The organism is Paenarthrobacter nitroguajacolicus (assembly GCF_029952445.1).
Classification (GTDB): Bacteria; Actinomycetota; Actinomycetes; order Actinomycetales; family Micrococcaceae; genus Arthrobacter; species Arthrobacter nitroguajacolicus_B.
The window spans coordinates 30,259-52,592 of the sequence record NZ_JAQPPK010000009.1 but is presented as its reverse complement, the minus strand read 5'-3'; the positions used below and the strand labels follow the sequence as shown (position 1 = coordinate 52,592).

Sequence of the window (22,334 nt, the reverse complement as noted above, 5' to 3'; positions counted from 1 at the left end):
GGGCAATCGTGGAAAGCGGATTGTTTTTCGAAAGCCTCTCCGAGAGTTTCATGACACCACCACCCTCCGGTGCAGCTTGTTCTGGGGAGTGGATTCCAGGCGGGGGTCGAAGCGCTGGACCAGCTTCTTCAGGCCTTTCAGAGCCGAATCCCTGGCCGTTCCCTGCAGCACTGGAATGCCGCGATTGGTTGAATAAGGGAGCGTTCTGGATCGCGGTATGACGGTGTCCACAGGCACTCCGATGGTGGCTTCAACATCCTGGACAGAGAGTCCACTCTTTCGGTCCGCAAAGTTCAGCACCGTGTGGCGGCCCTGTGGCAGAAGCTGGAGTTCTTTCAGGACGCTGAAACACTTGCGCAGACCCCTGATACTCGGGACATCCATCCCGCAGACCCAGACGCCGTCGGTGGCCAACTCCAAGGTTGCCAGGCAGTGTTCGCCGAGACCGGGTGCAGTATCTACAACGACATACTTGAACTCCGTGGCCAGCTGGTTGAGCAGACGGGTGACGTGTTCGGCAGTGATGTAGTCCGAGTCAGAAGGCCTCTGAGGTGCGCAGAGGGCATAGATCCCGGCCGGGTGGACGGTCAAAAACGCTTTAAGGACCATGGAGTCCTGGGCCGCAGCCCCATGCACAGCTTCCGTGATGGAGTGCTCCGGTTCAAGCAGCAGACCTGAAGCGACGTCCCCGAACTGCAGGTCCAGATCCACGATCACCACGCTCATCGGTGCGATGTTTCCCAGCCCGATGGCCAGGTTGGTGGCAACAGTGGTCTTGCCAACTCCGCCCTTGGGTGACATCACCGCTATGATCCGTCCCCGCTCCTGCCCGGATTCGGCGGCAGGCTGCATTCCTCGCCGCCGGCTTGCTGCGGCCAAGCACGCGCGCTCCAGAAGCACCCGGAGCTCGTTCACGTCTGCCTCAGGTGCCACAACATCCCTGACACCTGCATGCATGGCTTTGAGCACAACGTCGGCAGTCGGGTCGGCCACCATGAGAAGGCTGATTTCCGGGTACTGAAGGTCGAGCACCGTGGCCAGCTTGAAGGCGTCCTCGGGATTGACTCCTGGGCCGAGAATCATGACCTCGGGAGGTGCCCCCGTGAGTTGCTTGAAGATTTCGTCGGTCCCGGTTTGGAGGACTGCGGGTGGCAATGTTTGAAGGTCACCGTGCAAAGCCCCAGTGATTGCCTGGCGTACACGGGTCTCGAAATCACGTACTGCAGTGATGGCTACGAAGCGGCTCATTGGACCAGCCCTCCGAACGTGGTTGTCGGTGGATCGCTCTTGACGGTTTTCTCTGTCTGCTTGGAGAGCCAGAGGGTGCCAAATTCTGCGCCAAAGACCATCTTGGCTGCGTTGGCGTCGCTTAGTGCCACGGTGACGTAGGCCGACCCGTTGGGAAGCGCTACTGCCTTTTCACTTCCGGCCGACTTTTCGGCATCGGGGGCAGCCTGCTGGACCGCCGTGACCAGAACGTCGTGGTAAAGGAGCTCAGTGAAATCCTTCCATCCGGTCAAACCGGCCGGCACGTTGGCTCCTGCCTGCACAGCATCGTCGAGTTTGAACGATGCGAAGACAGTCACTGTGTCGCCGGCCTCGACCCGGCCTCCGAGCATGCGCTCAGGGGCAAGGACGAAAGTGGCTTCCTGCAAACCCTCCGGTACCGGAACAGTTCCCGGGACCAGCTCTTTGGGACTGACCAGCTTTACCCCCAGAAGCTGTTCACCCGGCTGAAGATCAGCTGAGGTCACCTTGCCCTTTTGATCGGTGAGGGTGTTGATGGTTCCCGGTGCCACGGCGGACTGAGGCAAAGTTTCGGTTTTGAGCTTGGACTGGATGTCCTCTGCCTTGGTGCCGGCAGGAATGCGTTCCTTGACGACAAGTACACTGACGGGATCAAGCCCTTGCTGTGCCCGTTTGTCTGCTCCCTGTACGTAGGTGACCAGTAGAACGATGCCTGTGACTGCCAACAGCAATGCGGCAATGCCTCCCAGTAGGCGTGTTTTCACTTTGTAACTCCCTTCGAGTTCTCGTGAGATTGGTGGCGAGGCGCTCATCGAGTGCCTATTTGGTGAGCGTGACCACCGACGCTCCATAGTTGGGAATGCCACCGGAGACTTGGGAACCTTCTTCGAGTGACACGAAACGGGAGAAATATCCCTGTAGGGCCCTGCAGTTGTTGTTGCAGGCAGGCGCGGCGGGGTCAAGCTGCTGACCGCCGTCGAATTTGTATCCAGTGACCTGAAATGCTGCGAAACCGACAAGCGTGTACTTGGTCTTGTTTCCGTTTTGGGCGGCCGTCTTGAACAGTGGAATTAATGCGGGTTCGTCCATAATGTGCGCAAGCACCGTGTTGCAGGTGGCAGCATTGGGAAAATGGTTACCAGGCTGGCCCTGCACCACTGCGCCGATGTTGATGTCCGTTGAGCATGCTGACGTGGTTTCCAGCCAGCCAAAGCCGCCGGGTTGGTAGCCATTTTGCGCAACGCATCCGCCAACTGCGGGTGCATTCGTGTCATAACGAAGCGTCACGTGAGTGGGGATGGGATCGCCGGAAAAGTTACCTGTGGAGTTCAGCGAGGCCAGCTGGGCCGGAGACAGGTACTTCTTGAAAACGCACTCACTGACGGTCCAGGGCAGGGTCGTCGCTGATGACGGAGCACCCCACGAGGCTTCGGCGGAAGCGTCAACCGACGCAGTGTCGAAGCCCATGGACTGTGCGAAGAACAGCGAGAGGCTGTTTTGCCCGGCAGTGTCCCTTGCGTTGGTCACGACCCGCACGGTGGTGGCTGCGGGAAAGGTGACGACAGCGCCGCTGGTGTTGTCGTTGGCATTGTTGTTGGCGAACTGGTTTCCCGTGGAAGTGCTGCTTCCACAACTGCCTCCAGCACAGTCGGTTGCGATGGCCAGTGCCGCAGCATCGGCACCGTTCTGCAGTTGCGCCTTCTCCGCATAGATCGCCCCGACGTCCACTGCCAAAGCAGCAAATCCCAACAGAACCACCATGAGGACTGCGACGATGACCGTGGAAGCGCCGCGTTCATCGCCTTTGCGCGTGCAAGCCTGACGGATGCGCTGCCCGGCGTTGCTCAGCCACCGCATCTCATCACCGCCACTCCCGACAGGTTGAGAGGAAAGAGGCCAATTCCATCCAGGAAACCGGTCATCGATGGCAGGGTAACGCTGGTGGTGACTTTTACGCTGGACCCAGGAGCGCAACTTGAAGCATTGTTGGTGACGGTCACGCCCAAGCCATCCAGTGCCGGCGCCGCAGATAATGCCGCTCCGGAAACGTTCAAACTGCCATCCTGATAGTGCACCGCTGCATAGCGGGCTCCTTCACGCGCGGCCTGCGTCAGCGAAACCTGGACATTGTAGGCACGCCCAAATTCGATGATGCCGAACAGGATCAGCAGCAATAATGGAAGGATAATCGCCAATTCCACGGCTGCTGCGCCACGCTCATTCGTCTTGGATTTCACGTCCATCTCCCGGTCCCAGATCCCAACAGAGTGTGCTCTTAAAGCAACGGGTTGGTCGTGGTTGCCAGATGGCAGCCGCGACCAACCGCGTCACGATGCCCGAGCTAAGGGAGGAGGCCACCGAAAAGAGTGGCGACCTTACCGCCGAGAATCACGGCGGCAGCACCGACCACGACTGCGATGGCCGCGACCATCAGGCCGTATTCAACCATCGTCGCGCCCTTCTCTTCCTTGGTGAAGCGGTCCTTGACGCCGGCGATGAAAGCAATGGTGTTGATCATGAAAGCAGACATTGGAAAATCCTTCCCAGAAATGAATATGTTTTGGAAAAATAGATTGGATATTGCTGAGGTGTACTGACTTGTCCGAGCTCGAAGGGCTGTTATCGCTTTTGCCCGTTCCGAATTCGATGACACAAGAATTGCCCAGTCACACCAAAAGCCACAATGCGTAGCCGTACTCGATTTATTCGGGCAGCCAATACTTGCCGGGTGGGCGCATGGGTGCGAAGTACTCAGTTCCGGGGCGCGGACAGCTGGAAACTACTTGGTTCCAGCAGGAGCCTTATTGATTGGGGAGCGCCGTCAAGCGGCGATAAGCACGTACTCGGACCGGCTCAGTTCAGGGCGAGGATGATGCCCAGGGTTGCGATGACCATTGCAGGCCCGTGGGCTGTTTCTGCGGGCTTTTCCGCCGAACGCAGGCGCAGCATGAGCACCGTCAGCACCCCGCCCACCACGAATCCCAGCAAGCCGCCGAAGAGTACTTGCTGCCAACCCAAGTAGCCCAAGTACATTCCAAGGGGTGCGGCGAGCTTCACGTCGCCCATTCCGAGGGCTCCCGGCGAAATAAGTCCCAAAATCAGGTAGCCAACGAAGAGTATGAGCCCTCCAGCCAAGGCGCGGAGCATCTCGGGCCACCCTGGAGCGAGAGCAGCGGACGCCAAAAGGAGAGCCAAGCCCCCGCCCAACAAGAGCAAAACAAGCGGGTTCGGCAGCAAATGGAATGTGAAATCAATACGTGAAAGCTGCACCCCAAGAAGTGCCAATAAAAGAAATGCCGGCAATTCTGCGGCCATTCCGAACCGCCACGCGAGCAAGCCAAACAGCAGCGCGGTGACCGCCGCCGTCGTGATCCGTACCCTAAGGGAGGGGAGGCCGCCGAGTCGCGGAAGGGTGCGCGCGATCACGAACTCCGCGGCAGGGCTCAGGAGGAGGCCGGCAAGCGCCAGGATGAGCGGCATGGCAAGTCCGTCAGTCACGTGCTCTCCCTCATTAACACAGGTACCCCCGGGCGGTCTAACCCCATTTTGACCCGGAAGCCCCGTAACGGGTATTGTTTAGAGTCGTTGTGCGTGTCCTATCTCGATGACACATGCCTACAGGGGGATCCAGTTGCAGGATCGCTAACTCCATGGGCATTTCGAGATCTTGGGATGACTGGTACATAGAGCCCTCACCTCTGCTCCGGTAGCGCATACATAGTAGGTACACGCCTCACTGCGTGTCGCCTAAAACATGAACGCCAGAACAAGAACGAGGCAAAACCGTGCGTACGTACACCCCGAAGCCCGGCGATATCAACCGCCAGTGGCACGTCATTGACGCCACCGACGTTGTCCTTGGTCGTCTTGCCAGCCAGACCGCAACACTGCTGCGCGGAAAGCACAAGCCGACCTTTGCGTCCCACATGGACATGGGCGACTTCGTCATCATCATCAACGCTGAAAAGGTTGCCCTCACCGGCGCCAAGCTGGAGCAGAAGCGCGCATACCGCCACTCCGGTTACCCGGGCGGCCTGACCTCCGTCAACTACGCCGAACTGTTGGAATCCAACCCGGTTCGCGCTGTTGAGAAGGCCATCAAGGGCATGCTCCCCAAGAACTCCCTGGCAGCACAGCAGCTGGGCAAGCTCAAGGTCTACGCAGGCCCTGAGCACCCCCACGCTGCACAGCAGCCTAAGACTTTCGAAATCACCCAGGTCGCCCAGTAGTCCTGGCCACCAACCAACTTTTCATTACAAGGAGAACCGTGGCTCAGAACGAAGAACTGACCGCCGAAGCCGTCGAGGCTGAGGAAACCCTCACCAGCTACACGTCTGAAAGCAGCGCCGCTGCTGAAGATGCTCCCAAGAAGGAGCGCCCGGCACTGACCGTTGCCGGTGCAGCTGTTGGCCGCCGCAAGGAAGCCGTTGCACGCGTTCGCGTTGTTCCGGGTTCCGGCAAGTGGACCATCAACGGCCGCACGCTGGACAACTACTTCCCGAACAAGCTGCACCAGCAGGACGTCAACGAGCCCTTCAAGATCCTTGATCTTGAAGGCGCCTACGACGTCATCGCCCGTATCCACGGCGGTGGCATCTCCGGCCAGGCCGGTGCCCTGCGCCTCGGTGTTGCTCGCTCGCTGAACGAGATCGACGTCGACAACAACCGCGCAACCCTGAAGAAGGCCGGTTACTTGAGCCGTGACGCCCGCGTCATCGAGCGTAAGAAGGCCGGTCTCAAGAAGGCCCGCAAGGCTCAGCAGTACTCCAAGCGTTAATTCGCTTCGCCCCATTTCAGAGGGGTATCGGAAGCCCGTTCCGCCGTTTCGGTGGGGCGGGCTTCCGTCGTTAACGGGCACGCCGGCATGAGTAGTTACGGCACCGTTCGATGGCCCAATGAACAGGTGGTGCCGTGGCGTCGTCTAAACTTGACCCGATGTCTAGATTATTTGGAACAGATGGCGTGCGCGGTCTCGCGAACGGATTACTCACCGCCGAACTGGCTATGCAGCTCGCGCAGGCGGCCGCCGTCGTACTCGGCCATGACCGCGCAACGGACGGAAAGCGGCCCCGCGCCGTGGTTGCCAGGGACCCCAGAGCCAGCGGTGAATTCCTCGCTGCGGCCGTCGAAGCCGGGCTTTCGAGCTCAGGCATCGACGTCTACGACGCCGGCGTCCTGCCCACCCCCGCAGCGGCTTACCTGGTGGCCGACCTCGACGCCGACTTCGGCGTCATGCTTTCCGCCTCCCACAACCCTGCGCCGGACAACGGAATCAAGTTCTTCGCCCGCGGCGGCCAGAAGCTGCCCGATGACGTCGAGGACGCGATCGAAGCACAGCTGGGCAAGGAACCGCAGCGCCCTGTAGGCGCCGACGTCGGACGCATCCAGCGCTTCTCGGACGCAGAGGACCGCTACATCGTCCACCTCCTCGGTACGCTTCCGAAGCGCCTGGACGGCCTGAAGGTAGTGCTTGACTGCGCCCACGGTGCCGCCAGTGGCTGCTCGCCCCAGGTGTTCAAGGACGCCGGGGCTGATGTGGTTGTCATTGGAGCCGAGCCCGACGGACTCAACATCAACGAAGGCGTGGGTTCAACCCACCTGGGTCCGCTGAAGGAAGCCGTGGTCAAGCACGGCGCAGACCTCGGCGTGGCTCACGACGGCGACGCTGACCGCTGCCTGGCCGTCGACCACGAAGGCAACGAAGTGGACGGTGACCAGATCATGGCGATCCTGGCACTGGCACTCAAAGAGGCCGGCAAGCTCAAGGACGACATCCTGGTGGCCACAGTCATGAGCAACCTCGGCCTGAAGATCGCGCTTCGCGACGCCGGCATCACCATCCGCGAAACCGGTGTTGGTGACCGTTACGTGTTGGAGGAAATGCGCGACGGCGGTTACAACCTTGGCGGGGAACAGTCCGGCCACGTGATCTTCTCCGATTACGCAACCACGGGCGATGGTGTCCTGACCGGCCTCCAGCTTGCAGCGCAGGTGGCCCTCACTGGCCGCACCCTGCAGGACCTCGCCGGTGCGATGACCAAACTCCCGCAGCTCATGATCAACGTCAAGGGCGTCGACAAGGCCCGCGCTGCTACGGATGAAGGTGTGGCCGCTGCCGTGGCCGCAGCTGAGCTGGAACTCGGCGAAACCGGCCGGGTGCTTCTGCGCCCCTCGGGCACCGAGGCGCTGGTTCGCGTGATGGTGGAGGCCGCAGACATGGAAACTGCCGAGCGTATTTGCACCGACCTCGCCGCTGTGGTCAAGGAGCGCTTGGGCGCCTCCAGCGAAATGGCCGTATAGGAACGGACTTAGAGGTAGTCCGGTGCTGCCTCAAGCCCGAAGTATTCTTCGAGGGTAGCGATGCCGCGGGTGGTCATGTCCACCGCGGCATCCACCCCGATGTACCGCAAGTGCCAGGACTCGTAGTAGTAACCCGTGGTTTCATGGAACATCCAGGGGTACCGGACGACGAAGCCGTACTTGTGGGCGTTGGCCTTGGCCCAGATAGCTGCAGGTTGCTCGGCAAAACACGGCTGGAAGCTGCAGGCTCCGCCGCCATCGCCAATGTCGAAAGACCAGCCCGTTTGGTGCTCGGAGTGGCCTGGACGGGCGGAAGCGCGGTCGGCCGCGGCCTGCCCGGTGCTGGCAACATAACCGTTGTAGGTGGACACCTGGGTTGCGTAGGAACGGTAGCCCGAAGCCAACGTCATGATGACGCCCTCCGCTGCCGCTGCGCCGAACATCTTTTCTGCGGCAGCCGCCGTCGTGCTGTTCAATAACGCTGCTTCGCCGCTGACGGCGAGGCGGACGCCCGGCTGTGCCAGGTCCGCAGGCACGTAGTCCTGGGGGTTCAACGGCCTGTGCTTGTTGACGATCACCCAAGGACTGGTGGGATCTGTCAGGGAGTGTTGGGTCTTCAGCGTGCTGGAAGGGGCTTGGCTGGGGCTGGCGACGGTCGGCTCGGTGGTTGGCTCGACGGCGGCCGGCGGCGTAGCTGACGCGGTGGCAGTGCTTGAGGTGGCTGACGGAGAGGCGGCCGCAGACGGCGTACCCTCAGCGGGCACCCCCGCAGCAGCAGGGGAGGGGGTCCCTTCCTGCGGTGTGCATGCCGTGAGCGCAGCCAGGCCCGCCCCGGCTGTAAGCAGCCCGGCGAAAGCGCGCCGGCTGGGCATTGGGGTCTTATCGACGGCCAACTAGACCTTCCTTAGCAGCATGCGCCGGATGGAGTGGTCCGCGTCTTTGGTGAGCACCAGCTGTGCCCGGCCACGGGTGGGCAGAACGTTTTCCTTGAGGTTGGGCTCGTTGATGCGCTTCCAGATACCCCGCGCGGTGGACTCGGCGTCGTCGTCGGAGAGCGTGGCGTATCGGTGGAAGTAGGACTCGGGCTGGGCGAAAGCGGTGCTGCGGAGCTTCCGGAAGCGGTCTACGTACCACTCCTCAATGTAGGAGGTCTTGGCGTCGACATAGATGGAGAAGTCGAAGAAGTCACTGACGGCCAGGCCTTGCTTGCCGTCCATCCTGGGGCGTGCCGGAGCCAGCACGTTCAAGCCTTCGACGATCAGGACATCCGGACGCCGCACCACCACTTCCTTGCCTGGAACGATGTCGTAGGTAACGTGCGAGTACCACGGAGCCCTGACTTCCTCGGCCCCGCCTTTGACCTCCGAAACGAAGCGAAGAAGTCCACGCCGGTCATAAGACTCCGGGAAACCCTTGCGCTCAAGAAGGTGCCGGCGCTTGAGCTCAGCGAGCGGGTAGAGGAAACCGTCCGTCGTGATGAGCTCAACGTTGGGAGTCCCGGGCCAGCGACGAAGCATCTCCCGGAGAACGCGGGCGATGGTGGACTTGCCCACCGCCACGGAGCCGGCCACACCGATCACGAAGGGAGTGCGCTGGGTTTGCTCTCCCAGGAAGGTGGTGGTGGCGGCGTGGAGCTGGTGGGAGGCCTCCACATACAGGTGGAGGAGCCGGGACAAGGGGAGATAAACCTCCCGTACTTCCTTCATGTCCAGGGGATCGCCGAGCCCGCGCAGACGGAAAATGTCCTCTTCGTTGAGGGGCTGCTCCATCTGCGCTGCGAGCCTGGACCAGGTCTGGCGGTCCAGTTCAACAAACGGGGAAGCGCCGTCGCCATTAGCTTCGGTGCGTTGCAAAGTCACGCTCATGATTCTGCCCTCCGCGCGGCTGATCAGGAAATGCGCGGTGGCCGGAGGGTGAAATGTGGGTGCCTGCCCAGCCTGAAACGGCAGGAGGAAATGGGATGTCCCACGTCAGTTGTTTGCGGTAGCCGCTAGGCTTGTACCCATGTGTGGAATCGTAGGCTATGTTGGCAATTCGTCTCGCGAGGCAGCTGGTTACAGCGCCCTTGACGTCGTGGTGGAAGGGCTGCGCCGTCTGGAGTACCGCGGCTATGACTCCGCCGGCGTCGCAGTAGTGGCTGATGGGGCCATCTCATCCCGTAAAAAGTCCGGCAAGCTGAGCAACCTGATCGAGGAACTGGAAGCGCATCCCGTTCCCAAGTCCCTCACAGGCATTGGCCACACCCGTTGGGCCACGCACGGTGGACCCACCGACCGTAACGCCCACCCGCACCTTTCCGATGGTGGACGGTTGGCCGTCATTCACAACGGCATCATCGAGAACTTCGCTGAGCTCCGTCAGGAACTGCTCGCCAAGGGTGTCACGTTCGAATCCGAAACCGACACCGAAGTTGCTGCCGCGCTTCTGGGAGACATCTTCCGCAACCAGCTCAACGGCGACGGCGGCAGCCTCACCGAAGCGATGCGCCTGGCCTGCCAGCGCCTTGAGGGTGCCTTCACCCTCCTGGCCGTGCACGCCGACCAGCCCGACGTCGTCGTGGCAGCCCGCCGCAACTCCCCGCTGGTAGTGGGACTGGGCGACGGCGAGAACTTCCTCGGCTCGGACGTCTCCGGCTTCATCGACTACACGCGCCGCGCTGTGGAGCTGGGCCAGGACCAGATCGTCACCATCACCGCGGACACCGTGGAGATCACCGACTTCTTCGGCGCACCCGCCGAGGGCAAGGAATACCACGTTGACTGGGACCCGGCTTCGGCTGAAAAGGGTGGTTTCAGCTCCTTCATGGAGAAGGAAATCAACGACCAGCCCGACGCCGTGGCGCAGACCCTCCTGGGCCGCTCGGACCTCAACGGCAAGCTGACCCTGGACGAACTCCGTATTGACCCTGAGCTCCTCAAACAGGTGGACAAGATCATCGTCCTGGCTTGCGGTACCGCGGCCTACGCGGGCTTGGTGGCCAAGTACGCAATCGAGAACTGGTGCCGCATTCCCACCGAGGTGGAGCTTGCCCACGAGTTCCGCTACCGGGACCCGATCGTCGACTCCAACACGCTGGTGGTCTCCATCAGCCAGTCCGGCGAAACCATGGACACCCTCATGGCCGTCCGCTACGCCCGCGAACAGGGCGCCAAGACCATCTCCATCTGCAACACCAACGGTTCAACCATTCCGCGTGAATCCGATGCCGTGCTGTACACGCACGCCGGTCCGGAAATCGCTGTGGCCTCCACCAAGGCGTTCCTCGCGCAGATTACCGCCGCCTACCTCCTGGGCCTTTACCTGGCACAGCTTCGCGGCAACATCTTCTCCGGCCAGATCAAGGATGTCCTCGCGGACCTCAACAAGATCCCGGCCAAGATCCAGAGCATCCTCGACAACGCCGGACCCCTGCGCGAGCTGGCCCGCAGCATGAAGGACGAGAAGTCCGTGCTGTTCCTGGGCCGCCACGTTGGCTACCCGGTGGCTCTCGAAGGTGCCCTGAAGCTCAAGGAAATCGCCTACATCCACGCTGAAGGCTTCGCCGCCGGCGAGCTCAAGCACGGCCCGATCGCCCTGATCGACGACGGCCAGCCGGTCTTCGTCGTCGTGCCGTCCCCGCGTGGCCGTGACTCCCTGCACTCCAAGGTGGTCAGCAACATCCAGGAAGTGCGCGCACGTGGTGCACGTACCCTGGTCATCGCTGAAGAGGGCGACGAGTCGGTCAAGGATTACGCAGAGCACGTGTTCTACGTTCCGGAGACGCCTACGCTGCTCATGCCGCTGCTCACCACAGTTCCGTTGCAGATCTTTGCTGCAGAGCTGGCCGGGGCGAAGGGTTACGACGTCGACCAGCCGCGTAACCTTGCCAAGAGCGTGACCGTAGAATAGCCGCATGATTGTTGGCATTGGCGTAGACGTCGTAGACATTGAGCGGTTTGGTCGGCAGCTGGAACGGACTCCCGGACTGAGGGATCGCCTGTTCGTGCCTGCCGAGCGTGAACTTAACACGCGGTCCCTGGCTGCCCGATTCGCCGCCAAGGAAGCCGTGGCCAAGGTCTTGGGCGCACCAGCCGGCATGAACTGGCAGGATTGCTGGATCGGCCTGGACCAGAGCGGTCCGACCGTTCAGGTCAAGGGCACGGTGCTTGCCGTGGCCGAGGCCAAGGGCGTCAAGCGGTGGCACTTGTCCATGAGCCACGACGGCGGCATCGCCACGGCGACTGTTCTCGCCGAAGGCTAAACGGACACCTGGGCCCACGGACACATAAGAAATGATCAGCGCCTTCACCGGACAACAGATCAGGGATGCGGAACAACCGCTCCTCGACGCCGGTGAGGGCGCTGTCCTTATGCAGCGGGCAGCCTATGGGCTTGCCCAGGCTGTAATCCGTGAAGTTAAGAAACGACGCCGGCTGGCCGGAGCAAGCGTCACGGTCCTCGCCGGCAAGGGCAACAATGGCGGTGATGGCCTCTACGCGGCGGCTCACCTTGCCAGGCGTGGAATGCGTACGACGGCGGTACTCGCCGCGGACGCCGTGCATGCGGAGGCGCTGGCCGGCTTTAAGGCCGCCGGCGGGCAGGTACTGCAGCTGGGTCCTTCCAACGCGGAAGAACTCGCGGTCCTGTGCGCCGGTGAAGACGTGATCATCGATGCCTTGCTGGGCACAGGGGCCCGCGGCGGATTGCGCGAGGCCTCTGCAGAACTGGTTGCCGCCCTCCAGGAACTGGGGCCGCGGCTGGTGGTGGCGTGTGATGTTCCCAGTGGGCTGGACGCGGGCACCGGAGAAGTCCATTGGCCTGTGCTGGAGGTCGATGTCACGGTCACGTTCGGTGGTTTCAAGGCAGGGCTCCTGACGGACCCGGGCGAGGGCTGTGCGGGGCGCGTGGAACTCGTGCAGATCGGTATCGAATCCGCACTGCACCATCAGGCACCTGAGCTACGCCGCCTCAGCGCGCGGGACCTGGGCGCTTTGCTGCCGCATCCGGTCAGGCGTGCCCACAAATACTCCCGCGGTGTCCTCGGAATCGTCGCAGGCTCATCCCGCTTTGCCGGTGCCGCCGTTTTGAGTGTGCATGCGGCAGCCCTCACCGGAGTGGGCATGGTTCGCTACCTGGGCCCCGAATCCGCGGCGCGAATGGTCCTCACCCGTACCCCGGAAGCCTTGTGGGAGACGCAGGACCCGGGCCGAGTGCAGGCATGGGTCATGGGTCCAGGCGTTGATGGGGAAGAGCAGCTGCACCGGGCAGGAGCTGCCAGCGACGGTGCCCTCCGTGATGGCCTTCCGGTGGTGGTTGACGCCGGGGCGCTGAGCATCCTTCCTGATCGTTGCCCGCCCCATTGGATCCTCACCCCGCATGCCGGCGAACTTGCAGCGTTGCTGGATTCGCTTCCTTCCACGGGTGAAGTGGCGGTGACCCGAGCCGACGTCGAATCCCGGCCCCTGCACTTCGTACGGCAGGCCGCCCAGCAGACCGGAGCCACGGTGCTCCTGAAGGGTGCCACCACACTGGTGGCGTCGCCGTCGGGAATTGTTTTCAGCCAGTCAGAAGGCACCCCTTGGATGGCGACCGCCGGCAGCGGCGATGTCCTGGCCGGAGTCCTGGGCGCACTGCTCGCACAGGCGGCAGAGGAAATAGCCGACGACGACGGCGCGTACGCCGCCTTGGGCCTGGACCCCGAGGACCGCTGGGCGGCCGTGGCGGCCGCGGCGGCGAGCGTCCACGCAAGGGCCGGAGCCCTGGCGTCGATGGATTTTGATGGTGGCCCCATTACAGCCTCGGCCATCGCCGAGGCCGTTCCGCGCGTTATTGGTTCGCTCAGCGCGGAATACGACCGAACAAGACCGTAAGGATACTGTCGTTGTCGGGGTCATGAGTAGGCTTGCAACAGTTGTTCGCATCATCAAGAGGAGAACGCATGGAAGTCTGGCCTGGATCGGCTTATCCGCTGGGTGCCACCTTTGACGGCACCGGCACCAACTTCGCGCTGTTTAGCGAGAAGGCCGAAAAAGTGGAATTGTGTCTCTTTGACGACGACGGCGGGGAAGTCCGCGTAGACGTTATCGAGGTTGATGGTTACGTGTGGCACTGCTACCTGCCGCAAGTGCAGCCGGGGCAGAAATACGGGTACCGGGTACATGGTCCTTACGACCCCGACGCCGGTCAGCGCTTCAACGCCAACAAGCTGCTGTTGGACCCTTACGCCAAGGCCATCCACCGGCAGATCGATTGGGACCCGTCCCTGTTCTCCTACAACCTTGGAGACCCTGATTCACGCAATGACGAGGACTCGGCATCACACATGATGCTGGGCGTCGTCATCAACCCGTTCTTCGACTGGGACGGCGACAAACTCCTGAAGATTCCGTACCACAAGTCGGTGATTTACGAAGCCCACGTCAAGGGTCTTACCCAGCTGCACCCGGAAGTACCCGAAGAGCAGCGCGGCACCTACGCCGGCGTGGCACACCCAGCGGTCATCTCGCACCTGCAGAAACTCGGGATTACGGCGATCGAATTGATGCCGGTGCACCAGTTCGTCAATGACGGCATCCTGCAGGACAAGGGCCTGAACAATTACTGGGGCTACAACACCATCGGCTTCTTCGCGCCCCACAACAGCTACAGCTCCAAGGGCGACACCGGGCAGCAGGTCCAGGACTTTAAAGCCATGGTCCGCGCGCTGCACACAGCAGGAATCGAAGTAATCCTGGACGTTGTGTACAACCACACGGCCGAAGGCAACCACCTCGGTCCCACGTTGTCCTTCAAGGGCATTGACAACTCCGCGTATTACCGGCTGGTGGAAGACGACCAGAAGTACTACATGGACTACACCGGCACCGGTAACTCGCTCAACGTCCGCAGCCCTCACTCCCTGCAGCTGCTGATGGACTCCCTGCGTTACTGGGTCACCGAAATGCACGTCGACGGCTTCCGTTTCGACCTCGCCTCCACCCTGGCCCGCGAGTTCTACGATGTGGACAAACTCTCCACCTTCTTCGAACTCATCCAGCAGGATCCGGTGGTTTCCCAGGTGAAGCTCATCGCTGAACCATGGGACGTCGGTCCCGGCGGTTACCAGGTTGGAAACTTCCCGCCCCAGTGGACGGAATGGAACGGCCAGTACCGGGACACCGTTCGGGACTTCTGGCGGGGCGAGCCGTCCACGCTGGGCGAATTCGCATCGCGCCTCACAGGCTCCGCGGATCTCTACGAGCATTCAGGCCGCCGGCCGTTTGCCTCCATCAACTTCGTCACCGCGCACGATGGCTTCACGCTCACGGACCTGGTGTCCTATAACGAGAAGCACAACGAGGCCAACGGCGAGGACAACAACGACGGCGAGTCACACAACCGTTCGTGGAACTGCGGCGCCGAAGGCCCCACGGACGACCCCACTGTTCTTGGCTTGCGCGCCCGCCAGCAGCGGAACTTCATCGCCTCACTGTTCCTTTCCCAGGGCGTTCCCATGCTCCTTCACGGTGACGAACTGGGCAGGACCCAGAACGGCAACAACAACGGCTACTGCCAGGATTCCGAACTCACCTGGATCAACTGGGACAACGTGGACCAGCCGCTGATCGAATTCACTGCCGCAGTCAGCGCGCTGAGGGCCAAGCACCCCAGTTTGCGCCGCAGCCGGTTCTTCGATGGCCGCCCCGTGCTGCGAGGCGAGGGCGAGCGGCTCCCGGACATCGTTTGGTTGGACGCCGACGCGAGCACCATGAGTCCCTCGGATTGGGACGAGGCATTGGGCCGCTCGGTGGGCGTGTTCCTGAACGGTGACGGCATCCATGGCCGGGACAACCAAGGCAGGCGCATCACCGACGTCAACTTCCTCCTGTACTTCAACGCGGACCAGGAGGATGTGGACTTCCGGATTCCCTCCGACGAATACGCGCCGGCCTGGGACGTCATGATTGATACTGCGGGCGAGGGGGCGGAAGCAGGTGTCATCAAGCCTGACCAGATCCTCTCGGTGGGCGGCAAGTCGCTGGTAGTCCTGCGGGCCCACAGCACTCCCGAGATTGAACCGGACCACTCGGTTGCTGCCTCGCTTGCTGCACTGACCCAGACGAGCACACCGGAAACGGCGTCGATCACGTCCCCGGCTGTTACGTCGCTCCCGTACGACTACAAGGGCGAGGCTGAAGGCGAAGCGAAGGAATCGGAGTCATGAGGACGCCGGTCTCCACCTACCGTCTCCAGATCCGTTCCGGTTTCACGTTGCAGGACGCTGCCGATCTCACGGGCTACTTGCAATCACTGGGAATCGATTGGGTGTACGTCTCACCGATCCTGACCGCGGAGCAGGGTTCGGACCACGGCTATGACGTGACCGACCCCTCCACCGTGGATCCATCCAGGGGAGGGCCCGAGGGCTTGGCCGCCTTGTCCAAGGCGGCCAAGGACAACGGCTTGGGGATTCTTGCCGACATCGTGCCCAACCACATGGGCGTCGCCTCGCCCAAGCAGAACGCCTGGTGGTGGAGCCTCTTGAAGGAGGGCCGGGAGTCCAAGTACGCCGAGGCCTTCGACGTCGACTGGGACTTTGGCGGCGGCAAGATCCGGATTCCGGTGCTGGGCAGCGACGACGACCTCGATGAACTCAAGGTCGTGGACGGCGAACTGCACTACTACGATCACCGGTTCCCGTTGGCCGATGGAACGTACGGGGCCGGCGACAGCCCCAAGGACGTCCACTCACGCCAGAACTACGAGTTGATCGGTTGGCGACGGGCAGACGCGGACCTGAACTACCGCCGGTTCTTCGCCGTGAACACTCTGGCGGGCATCCGGGTGGAGATTCCCTGGGTCTTTGACGAGTCGCATGCCGAGATTGTTCGATGGTTCCGCGAAGGCCTGGTGGACGGGCTCAGGATCGACCACCCCGATGGGCTCGCCGACCCCGAAGGCTACCTCGCCCGGCTTAGGGAGGCGACCGGAGGTGCTTACCTGCTGGTCGAGAAGATCCTCGAGCCTGGGGAGCAACTTCCGGATACTTTCAGCTGCGAAGGCACAACAGGGTACGACGCCCTCGCGGACGTTGACCGCCTGTTTGTGGACCCCACGGCGGAGGAGTACCTCAACTCGCTGGATGCGCGGCTGCGGAACGCGGAGAAGGCAGCCGATTACGCTGAGATGATCCACGGGACCAAGCGCCGGATCGCTGACGGCATCCTGCGATCGGAAATCCTGCGGCTTGCCCGCCTGGTACCAGCCTCCTTGGAGCTGCCGTTCGCCAAGGTGGCCGACTCCCTGGCCGAGGTCATTTGCTGGTTCCCCATCTACCGGACGTACCTGCCCTACGGCGGGAAGATCCTGACGGAAGCCATTGAGCGGGCAGGGCGTCACCGCCCCGAACTCGAGCCAGTCCTTGGCAAACTTCAGCCGCTCCTGCTCGATCCCGGCAGTGCTTTGGCGCGACGGTTCCAACAGACGTCGGGCATGGTGATGGCCAAGGGCGTGGAGGACACCGCGTTCTTCCGCTACACCCGCCTGGGCTCGCTCACTGAGGTCGGCGCAGATCCCACGGAGTTCTCGCTCCCGGGCGAGGTCTTCCATGAACGGATGGCGCGGCGCCAGCAACTCCTCCCGCTGTCCATGACGACGCTCAGCACGCACGACACCAAGCGGAGCGAGGACGCAAGGGCACGGATCTCGGTCATTTCCGAGGCCGTGCCGGAGTGGGAACTGTTCCTCGGGACAGTTCAGCAGCTTGCACCGATTCCCGATGGACCTTTGGCCGCACTGGTGTGGCAGTCGATCGTGGGTGCTTGGCCGGCAGACCGGGGACGGCTTCAGTCCTATGCGCTGAAGGCAGCGCGGGAGGCCGGCAATTCAACCAACTGGACCGACCCGAATCCGGAGTTTGAGCGGCAGCTGGCCGCCGCCGTCGACGCCGCGTTCGATGTTCCTGAGGTAGCGGCCGCGCTGGCCAATTTCGTGGCCGAGCTTGAGCCGTACGGGACATCCAACTCGCTGTCGGCCAAGTTGATCCAGCTCACCATGCCCGGTGTTCCCGACGTTTACCAAGGTACTGAGTTCAGGGACGGATCTTTGACTGATCCGGACAACCGGCGGCCCGTGGACTTCAAGGCCCGCAAAGCGGCTTTGGCAGAGCTCGACCAGGGTGCCACGCCAGCATTCACGGACGAATCAGCAAAGCTGTTGGTGCTGTCCAGGGCGCTCAGGTTGCGTCGGGACCGACCCGAACTGTTTGAAGGTTACGTGCCTGTAGCAGCCCAGGGCGCTGCGGCTGCACATGTGGTGGCCTTTGACCGTGGGGCAGGCAGGCGCGGTGCGCTCACCGTTGCCACTCGTCTTCCGCGCCGCCTTGCCCGGGACGGCGGCTGGCGGGACACCGTCGTCGAACTCACCGTGAACTGCAAGGACGAACTGACCGGAGCCAGTTACGGACCCGGGGCCGTCCACGTAAGCACACTTCTGGAGCGGTACCCAGTGGCATTGCTGGTACCCACCGACTGACGCCATCAAGAACCACGGCAACGCACGCTTAAGGAACGTACAGGGGAACATCATGCTCAAGCACGCTGCTGGAAAGAATCGTTTCGACGTTTGGGCCCCGAATGCCACCACCGTTAAGTTGGTGGCCGGGGGCCAGGAACACGCCATGGAGCAGTACGACGACGCCGCTACCGGTTGGTGGCACGCGCCGGCTGACGTCGTGGCTGAGGAAGTAGACGGCCAGCCGTACGGCTACGTCGTGGACGCCGAGGGGCCATTTCCCGATCCACGTTCACGGCGGCAGCCGGACGGTGTCCATGGCCTGTCGGCCACTTTCGATCCTTCCGTCCATGAATGGAAGGACTCCGGTTGGAAGGGGCGGAACCTCAAGGGTTCCGTGATCTATGAGCTGCATCTGGGGACCTTCACTCCGGAGGGCACCTTGGATGCTGCCGCCGGGAAGCTGGACTATCTGGTGGACCTCGGTGTCGATTTCATCGAGCTCCTGCCGGTCAACGGTTTCAACGGAGTCCATAACTGGGGCTATGACGGTGTCCTTTGGTACGCCGTCCACGAGCCGTACGGAGGCCCGGCCGCCTATCAGCGCTTTGTTGATGCCGCCCATGCTGCGGGGCTTGGCGTTATCCAGGATGTGGTCTACAACCACCTCGGTCCCAGTGGAAACTACCTGCCGAAGTTCGGGCCTTACCTTAAATCGGGGGAGGGCAACACCTGGGGCGACTCGGTGAACCTGGACGGGGCAGGATCGGACGAGGTCCGCCGGTACATCCTGGAAAACGCGGCGATGTGGCTCCGGGACTACCACGTGGATGGGCTTCGGCTCGACGCCGTCCACGCCCTCCGTGATGAGCGGGCCGTGCATATCCTCGAGGACTTTGGTGCGCTGTCTGACCAGATCGAAGCAGAGACGGGGATACCGAAGACCCTGATCGCAGAATCGGATCTGAACAACCCACGCCTCATCTATCCGCGTAAGGACAACGGATATGGGTTGGAAGGCCAATGGAGCGACGACTTCCACCACGCCGTCCATGTCAACCTCAGCGGGGAGACCACCGGGTACTACTCGGACTTCGACTCGCTGTCCGTGCTGGCCAAGGTCCTTGAACACGGCTTCTTCCACGACGGAAGCTACTCAAGCTTCCGTGGACGCCACCACGGCCGGCCAATCCGGAATGACCTCGCCCACCCGTCGGCACTGGTGGTCTGCCTCCAAAACCACGATCAGATCGGAAACCGGGCCATCGGCGACCGGCTCACGGCAACACTGTCCTACGGCAAGCTGGCCATTGGTGCAGTGCTGACAATGACCTCGCCCTTCACTCCCATGCTGTTCATGGGAGAGGAGTTCGGCGCATCTACGCCGTGGCAGTTCTTCACCTCCCACCCCGAACCGGAACTGGGCAAAGCGACAGCCGAGGGACGGATCAAGGAGTTTGAACGGATGGGCTGGGACCCGGCAGTTGTCCCCGATCCGCAGGATCCCCAGACGTTCCAACGCTCCAAGCTCAAGTGGGAGGAAGCCGGCGAAGGAGACCACGCACGCCTGCTGCAGCTGTACAAGGATTTAGCACAGCTGCGCCGGAACACGCCGGAGCTCGTCGACGGCGGCTTTGGAGACACCTCCGTGGAGTTCGACGACGACGAACACTGGCTGGAGATGACCAGGGGCAAGGTCCGTGTTGTCTGCAACCTGGGAGAGGACGCCCTCGCGACGCCCCTCAGCGGCTCCTTGCTGCTGGCAACCGACCCTGAAGCAGCCCTGGATGAGGACACGCTGACGCTTCCTGGCGGTAGCGCCGCCGTCGTGCGCGTCAACTGACGATGTGGCAACCGGGGTGACGGCGCCCACATGGCGGACACCGCCGTCGCCCCGGTTTCTGCAGTGGCAGGATGGTACGTATGACTTATTCGGCTGCGGAAAACCGCTACGAAACCATGCCCTACCGCCGTGTCGGACGCAGTGGACTGAAGCTGCCCGCCATCTCGCTGGGCCTTTGGCACAACTTCGGTGACGACAAGCGATTCGAGGAACAACGCGCCATCCTGCGCCGTGCGTTCGATCTGGGCGTCAACCACTTCGACCTCGCCAACAACTACGGACCGCCGGACGGATCCGCGGAAACGAACTTCGGGCGCCACCTCAAGGACGACTTCAAGCCTTACCGTGATGAACTGGTCATCTCCACCAAGGCCGGCTACTACATGTGGCCGGGCCCGTACGGCGAGTGGGGATCCCGCAAGTACCTGATCTCGAGCCTGGACCAGTCCCTGGAACGGATGGGCCTGGACTACGTGGACATTTTCTACAGCCACCGCCCGGACCCGGAGACGCCCCTGGAAGAAACCATGGGCGCCCTCGATTACGCCGTGCGTTCCGGAAAAGCGCTCTACGCCGGCATTTCCTCCTACACCCCGGAGCAAACCCTCGAGGCCGCCCGGATCCTCAAGGAACTCGGCACCCCGCTGCTCATCCACCAGCCCAGCTACTCCATGCTGAACCGCTGGACTGAGGACGGATCGCCCAACCTCTACGAAGCTTTGGACCAGGTAGGTGCCGGTTCCATCGCGTTCTCGCCGCTGGCCCAGGGCATGCTGACCAACCGCTACCTCAACGGCGTTCCGGCGGACTCGCGTGCAGCCAAGGAACGGTTCCTTTCCGAGGCGCAGCTGACCGAAGAGAAGCTGGACCGGGTCCGCGGGCTCAACGCCATCGCCGAGGGGCGCGGACAGTCGTTGGCGCAGATGGCCATCGCGTGGATCCTGCGGGACCAGCCCAAGGGGTCCCCGGTGACGTCGGCTCTGGTGGGAGCCTCCAGCGTTGCCCAGCTGGAGGACACGCTCAGCGCCATCAACAACCTCGACTTCACTGCTGAGGAACTTACCGCAATCGATGAATTCGCAGTCGAATCCGACATCAACCGTTGGGCGCAGAAATAGCCTCATAAGCGCGACTTGAAGGTGCGACATAAAAAGCTGGGGCCGGCCGGGAACAAAGCCGGCCCCAGCTGTGTTGGTTACAATGCAAGTGTGCGCCGAATGGCGCCGTGCCAATCAGCCGTGTCCTGAACTCAGTCAGGGTTGCGCCTGGCACCTGAGGTTTAGTTCTCAAGAGGAGTTCCGTGTCTTCACATCCGATTCGTGTTGCCATTGTCGGCGTAGGTAACTGCGCCGCATCGCTGGTCCAAGGTGTTCAGTACTACCGCGACGCTGACCCCAAGGCCACGATCCCGGGTCTGATGCATGTCGAGTTCGGCCAGTACCACGTCAACGATGTCCAATTCGTTGCTGCTTTCGACGTTGACAGCAAGAAGGTTGGACTGGACCTGGCCGACGCCATCGGCGCCAGCGAAAACAACACCATCAAGATCGCCGACGTTCCAGCCACCGGGGTTACCGTCCAGCGCGGCCACACCCTGGACGGCCTTGGCAAGTACTACCGCGAGACCATCGTCGAGGCTCCGGAAGAGGCAGTGGACATCGTTGCGGCATTGCGCGAAGCCAAAGCGGATGTCATGGTCTGCTACCTGCCGGTTGGTTCGGACCAGGCTGCCAAGTTCTACGCCCAGTGCGCCATCGACGCCGGCGTCGCTTTCGTTAACGCGCTGCCGGTCTTCATCGCAGGCACCAAGGAATGGGCAGACAAGTTCACCGCTGCCGGTGTTCCGATTGTGGGCGACGACATCAAGAGCCAGATCGGTGCCACCATCACCCACCGCGTGATGGCCAAGCTGTTCGAAGACCGCGGCGTGGCCCTGGACCGCACGTACCAGCTGAACGTTGGCGGCAACATGGACTTCAAGAACATGCTTGAGCGCGATCGCCTCGAGTCCAAGAAGATCTCCAAGACCCAGGCCGTCACCTCCAACGTCGAGGCCGAACTGCACGCCGACGACGTCCACATCGGCCCGTCCGACTACGTTGCCTGGCTCGATGACCGTAAGTGGGCGTTCGTGCGCCTCGAAGGCCGCAACTTCGGCGACGCACCCGTGTCCCTTGAGTACAAGCTTGAGGTGTGGGATTCCCCGAACTCGGCCGGCGTGATCATCGACGCCATCCGCGCCGCGAAGATCGGCCTGGACCGCGGAATCGGCGGCCCTCTGCTCTCCGCTTCCAGCTACTTCATGAAGTCGCCGCCGGAGCAGTTCAATGACGACATCGCCCGCGAGAAGGTCGAAGCCTTCATCCGCGGCGACATCGAGCGCTAAACACCGTCCAACGCACACAGAACGGCCCTCCCGGAACCCCGGGAGGGCCGTTCTGTTGTCCAACCTTCTCTCACCAAACCGCCCCTT

The 22,334-nt window shown here is 62.3% G+C and carries 19 protein-coding genes; 11 read left to right on the top strand and 8 right to left on the bottom strand.

From position 1 onward, the window contains the following. Positions 1-48: 48 nt before the first annotated feature. The 6 genes from PJL15_RS08200 to PJL15_RS08175 all read right to left on the bottom strand — a co-directional run bounded on the left by PJL15_RS08200 (position 49) and on the right by PJL15_RS08175 (position 4,728). Positions 49-1,248 carry an AAA family ATPase gene (locus tag PJL15_RS08200; RefSeq protein ID WP_281450685.1) on the bottom strand — a complete coding sequence of 400 codons (1,200 nt, stop codon included), beginning with the start codon at positions 1,246-1,248 and terminating at the stop codon, positions 49-51. Then, complete coding sequence (gene cpaB, locus PJL15_RS08195; protein ID WP_281450684.1) at positions 1,245-2,012, bottom strand: Flp pilus assembly protein CpaB; 768 nt, start codon at positions 2,010-2,012, stop codon at positions 1,245-1,247. The genes PJL15_RS08200 and cpaB overlap by 4 nt, the downstream gene beginning before the upstream one ends. 55 nt (positions 2,013-2,067) lie before the next feature. Next, on the bottom strand, positions 2,068-3,105 hold the full coding sequence (locus tag PJL15_RS08190; protein ID WP_281450683.1) for a pilus assembly protein TadG-related protein: 1,038 nt from the start codon (positions 3,103-3,105) through the stop codon (positions 2,068-2,070). Beyond that, on the bottom strand, positions 3,093-3,491 hold the full coding sequence (locus PJL15_RS08185; RefSeq protein WP_348651481.1) for a TadE/TadG family type IV pilus assembly protein: 399 nt from the start codon (positions 3,489-3,491) through the stop codon (positions 3,093-3,095). Before PJL15_RS08185 ends, PJL15_RS08190 begins: the two co-directional genes overlap by 13 nt. 98 nt (positions 3,492-3,589) lie before the next feature. Beyond that, positions 3,590-3,778 carry a Flp family type IVb pilin gene (locus PJL15_RS08180; RefSeq protein ID WP_281450681.1) on the bottom strand — a complete coding sequence of 63 codons (189 nt, stop codon included), beginning with the start codon at positions 3,776-3,778 and terminating at the stop codon, positions 3,590-3,592. Between the two features lie 323 nt (positions 3,779-4,101). After that, positions 4,102-4,728 (bottom strand): prepilin peptidase, encoded by a 627-nt coding sequence (locus tag PJL15_RS08175; protein WP_432443809.1) that lies wholly within the window; start codon positions 4,726-4,728, stop codon positions 4,102-4,104. A gap of 305 nt (positions 4,729-5,033) precedes the next feature. Here PJL15_RS08175 and rplM point away from each other — a divergent pair, with 305 nt between their 5' ends. From rplM to glmM, 3 genes are all read left to right on the top strand, one after another. After that, entirely contained in the window at positions 5,034-5,477 is a 444-nt protein-coding gene (gene rplM, locus PJL15_RS08170) for a 50S ribosomal protein L13 (protein ID WP_011775554.1), read from the top strand. Between the two features lie 38 nt (positions 5,478-5,515). After that, positions 5,516-6,025, top strand: coding sequence for a 30S ribosomal protein S9 (gene rpsI, locus PJL15_RS08165; RefSeq protein WP_018776652.1), 510 nt, complete (start codon positions 5,516-5,518; stop codon positions 6,023-6,025). A 158-nt stretch (positions 6,026-6,183) separates the two neighbouring features. Beyond that, the gene (gene glmM / locus PJL15_RS08160) at positions 6,184-7,548 is read left to right on the top strand and encodes a phosphoglucosamine mutase (RefSeq protein WP_281450679.1); all 1,365 of its coding nucleotides are present in this window, start codon (positions 6,184-6,186) and stop codon (positions 7,546-7,548) included. An 8-nt stretch (positions 7,549-7,556) separates the two neighbouring features. Here the strand turns inward: glmM and PJL15_RS08155 are convergent, their stop codons facing one another. Together PJL15_RS08155 and coaA are read right to left on the bottom strand one after the other, a co-directional pair. Next, a complete protein-coding gene (locus PJL15_RS08155; protein ID WP_281450771.1) occupies positions 7,557-8,420 on the bottom strand; it encodes a M15 family metallopeptidase in 864 nt (287 codons plus the stop codon). Positions 8,421-8,441: 21 nt separating this feature from the next. Continuing rightward, the gene (coaA, locus tag PJL15_RS08150) at positions 8,442-9,413 is read right to left on the bottom strand and encodes a type I pantothenate kinase (RefSeq protein WP_281450678.1); all 972 of its coding nucleotides are present in this window, start codon (positions 9,411-9,413) and stop codon (positions 8,442-8,444) included. A gap of 139 nt (positions 9,414-9,552) precedes the next feature. Between coaA and glmS the strand changes: the two genes are divergently transcribed. From glmS to PJL15_RS08110, 8 genes are all read left to right on the top strand, one after another. Beyond that, positions 9,553-11,436 carry a glutamine--fructose-6-phosphate transaminase (isomerizing) gene (gene glmS, locus PJL15_RS08145; protein WP_281450677.1) on the top strand — a complete coding sequence of 628 codons (1,884 nt, stop codon included), beginning with the start codon at positions 9,553-9,555 and terminating at the stop codon, positions 11,434-11,436. Between the two features lie 4 nt (positions 11,437-11,440). After that, on the top strand, positions 11,441-11,788 hold the full coding sequence (locus tag PJL15_RS08140) for a holo-ACP synthase (RefSeq protein ID WP_281450676.1): 348 nt from the start codon (positions 11,441-11,443) through the stop codon (positions 11,786-11,788). A 31-nt stretch (positions 11,789-11,819) separates the two neighbouring features. After that, the gene (locus tag PJL15_RS08135; RefSeq protein WP_281450675.1) at positions 11,820-13,397 is read left to right on the top strand and encodes an NAD(P)H-hydrate dehydratase; all 1,578 of its coding nucleotides are present in this window, start codon (positions 11,820-11,822) and stop codon (positions 13,395-13,397) included. A gap of 68 nt (positions 13,398-13,465) precedes the next feature. Beyond that, positions 13,466-15,730 (top strand): glycogen debranching protein GlgX, encoded by a 2,265-nt coding sequence (gene glgX / locus PJL15_RS08130; RefSeq protein ID WP_281450674.1) that lies wholly within the window; start codon positions 13,466-13,468, stop codon positions 15,728-15,730. Further along, positions 15,727-18,039, top strand: coding sequence for a malto-oligosyltrehalose synthase (gene treY, locus PJL15_RS08125; protein ID WP_281450673.1), 2,313 nt, complete (start codon positions 15,727-15,729; stop codon positions 18,037-18,039). The genes glgX and treY overlap by 4 nt, the downstream gene beginning before the upstream one ends. A gap of 52 nt (positions 18,040-18,091) precedes the next feature. After that, positions 18,092-19,861 (top strand): malto-oligosyltrehalose trehalohydrolase, encoded by a 1,770-nt coding sequence (gene treZ / locus PJL15_RS08120; RefSeq protein ID WP_281450672.1) that lies wholly within the window; start codon positions 18,092-18,094, stop codon positions 19,859-19,861. Positions 19,862-19,941: 80 nt separating this feature from the next. Beyond that, complete coding sequence (gene mgrA, locus PJL15_RS08115; protein ID WP_281450671.1) at positions 19,942-20,979, top strand: L-glyceraldehyde 3-phosphate reductase; 1,038 nt, start codon at positions 19,942-19,944, stop codon at positions 20,977-20,979. Between the two features lie 182 nt (positions 20,980-21,161). Next, positions 21,162-22,247: an inositol-3-phosphate synthase gene (locus PJL15_RS08110; protein WP_281450670.1), complete on the top strand. Its 1,086-nt coding sequence runs from the start codon at positions 21,162-21,164 to the stop codon at positions 22,245-22,247. Positions 22,248-22,334: the final 87 nt, after the last annotated feature.

Excerpts from the sequence above, each read along its gene's own strand:
- glmS (WP_281450677.1), top strand. The coding sequence starts at position 9,553 with ATGTGTGGAATCGTAGGCTATGTTGGCAATTCGTCTCGCGAGGCAGCT.
- treY (WP_281450673.1), top strand. The coding sequence starts at position 15,727 with ATGAGGACGCCGGTCTCCACCTACCGTCTCCAGATCCGTTCCGGTTTC.
- PJL15_RS08155 (WP_281450771.1), bottom strand. The coding sequence starts at position 8,420 with ATGCCCAGCCGGCGCGCTTTCGCCGGGCTGCTTACAGCCGGGGCGGGC.
- treZ (WP_281450672.1), top strand. The coding sequence starts at position 18,092 with ATGCTCAAGCACGCTGCTGGAAAGAATCGTTTCGACGTTTGGGCCCCG.
- PJL15_RS08185 (WP_348651481.1), bottom strand. The coding sequence starts at position 3,491 with ATGGACGTGAAATCCAAGACGAATGAGCGTGGCGCAGCAGCCGTGGAA.
- mgrA (WP_281450671.1), top strand. The coding sequence starts at position 19,942 with ATGACTTATTCGGCTGCGGAAAACCGCTACGAAACCATGCCCTACCGC.
- PJL15_RS08190 (WP_281450683.1), bottom strand. The coding sequence starts at position 3,105 with ATGCGGTGGCTGAGCAACGCCGGGCAGCGCATCCGTCAGGCTTGCACG.
- PJL15_RS08135 (WP_281450675.1), top strand. The coding sequence starts at position 11,820 with ATGATCAGCGCCTTCACCGGACAACAGATCAGGGATGCGGAACAACCG.
- glmM (WP_281450679.1), top strand. The coding sequence starts at position 6,184 with ATGTCTAGATTATTTGGAACAGATGGCGTGCGCGGTCTCGCGAACGGA.
- glgX (WP_281450674.1), top strand. The coding sequence starts at position 13,466 with ATGGAAGTCTGGCCTGGATCGGCTTATCCGCTGGGTGCCACCTTTGAC.
- coaA (WP_281450678.1), bottom strand. The coding sequence starts at position 9,413 with ATGAGCGTGACTTTGCAACGCACCGAAGCTAATGGCGACGGCGCTTCC.
- PJL15_RS08140 (WP_281450676.1), top strand. The coding sequence starts at position 11,441 with ATGATTGTTGGCATTGGCGTAGACGTCGTAGACATTGAGCGGTTTGGT.
- PJL15_RS08175 (WP_432443809.1), bottom strand. The coding sequence starts at position 4,728 with ATGCCGCTCATCCTGGCGCTTGCCGGCCTCCTCCTGAGCCCTGCCGCG.
- PJL15_RS08200 (WP_281450685.1), bottom strand. The coding sequence starts at position 1,248 with ATGAGCCGCTTCGTAGCCATCACTGCAGTACGTGATTTCGAGACCCGT.
- PJL15_RS08180 (WP_281450681.1), bottom strand. The coding sequence starts at position 3,778 with ATGTCTGCTTTCATGATCAACACCATTGCTTTCATCGCCGGCGTCAAG.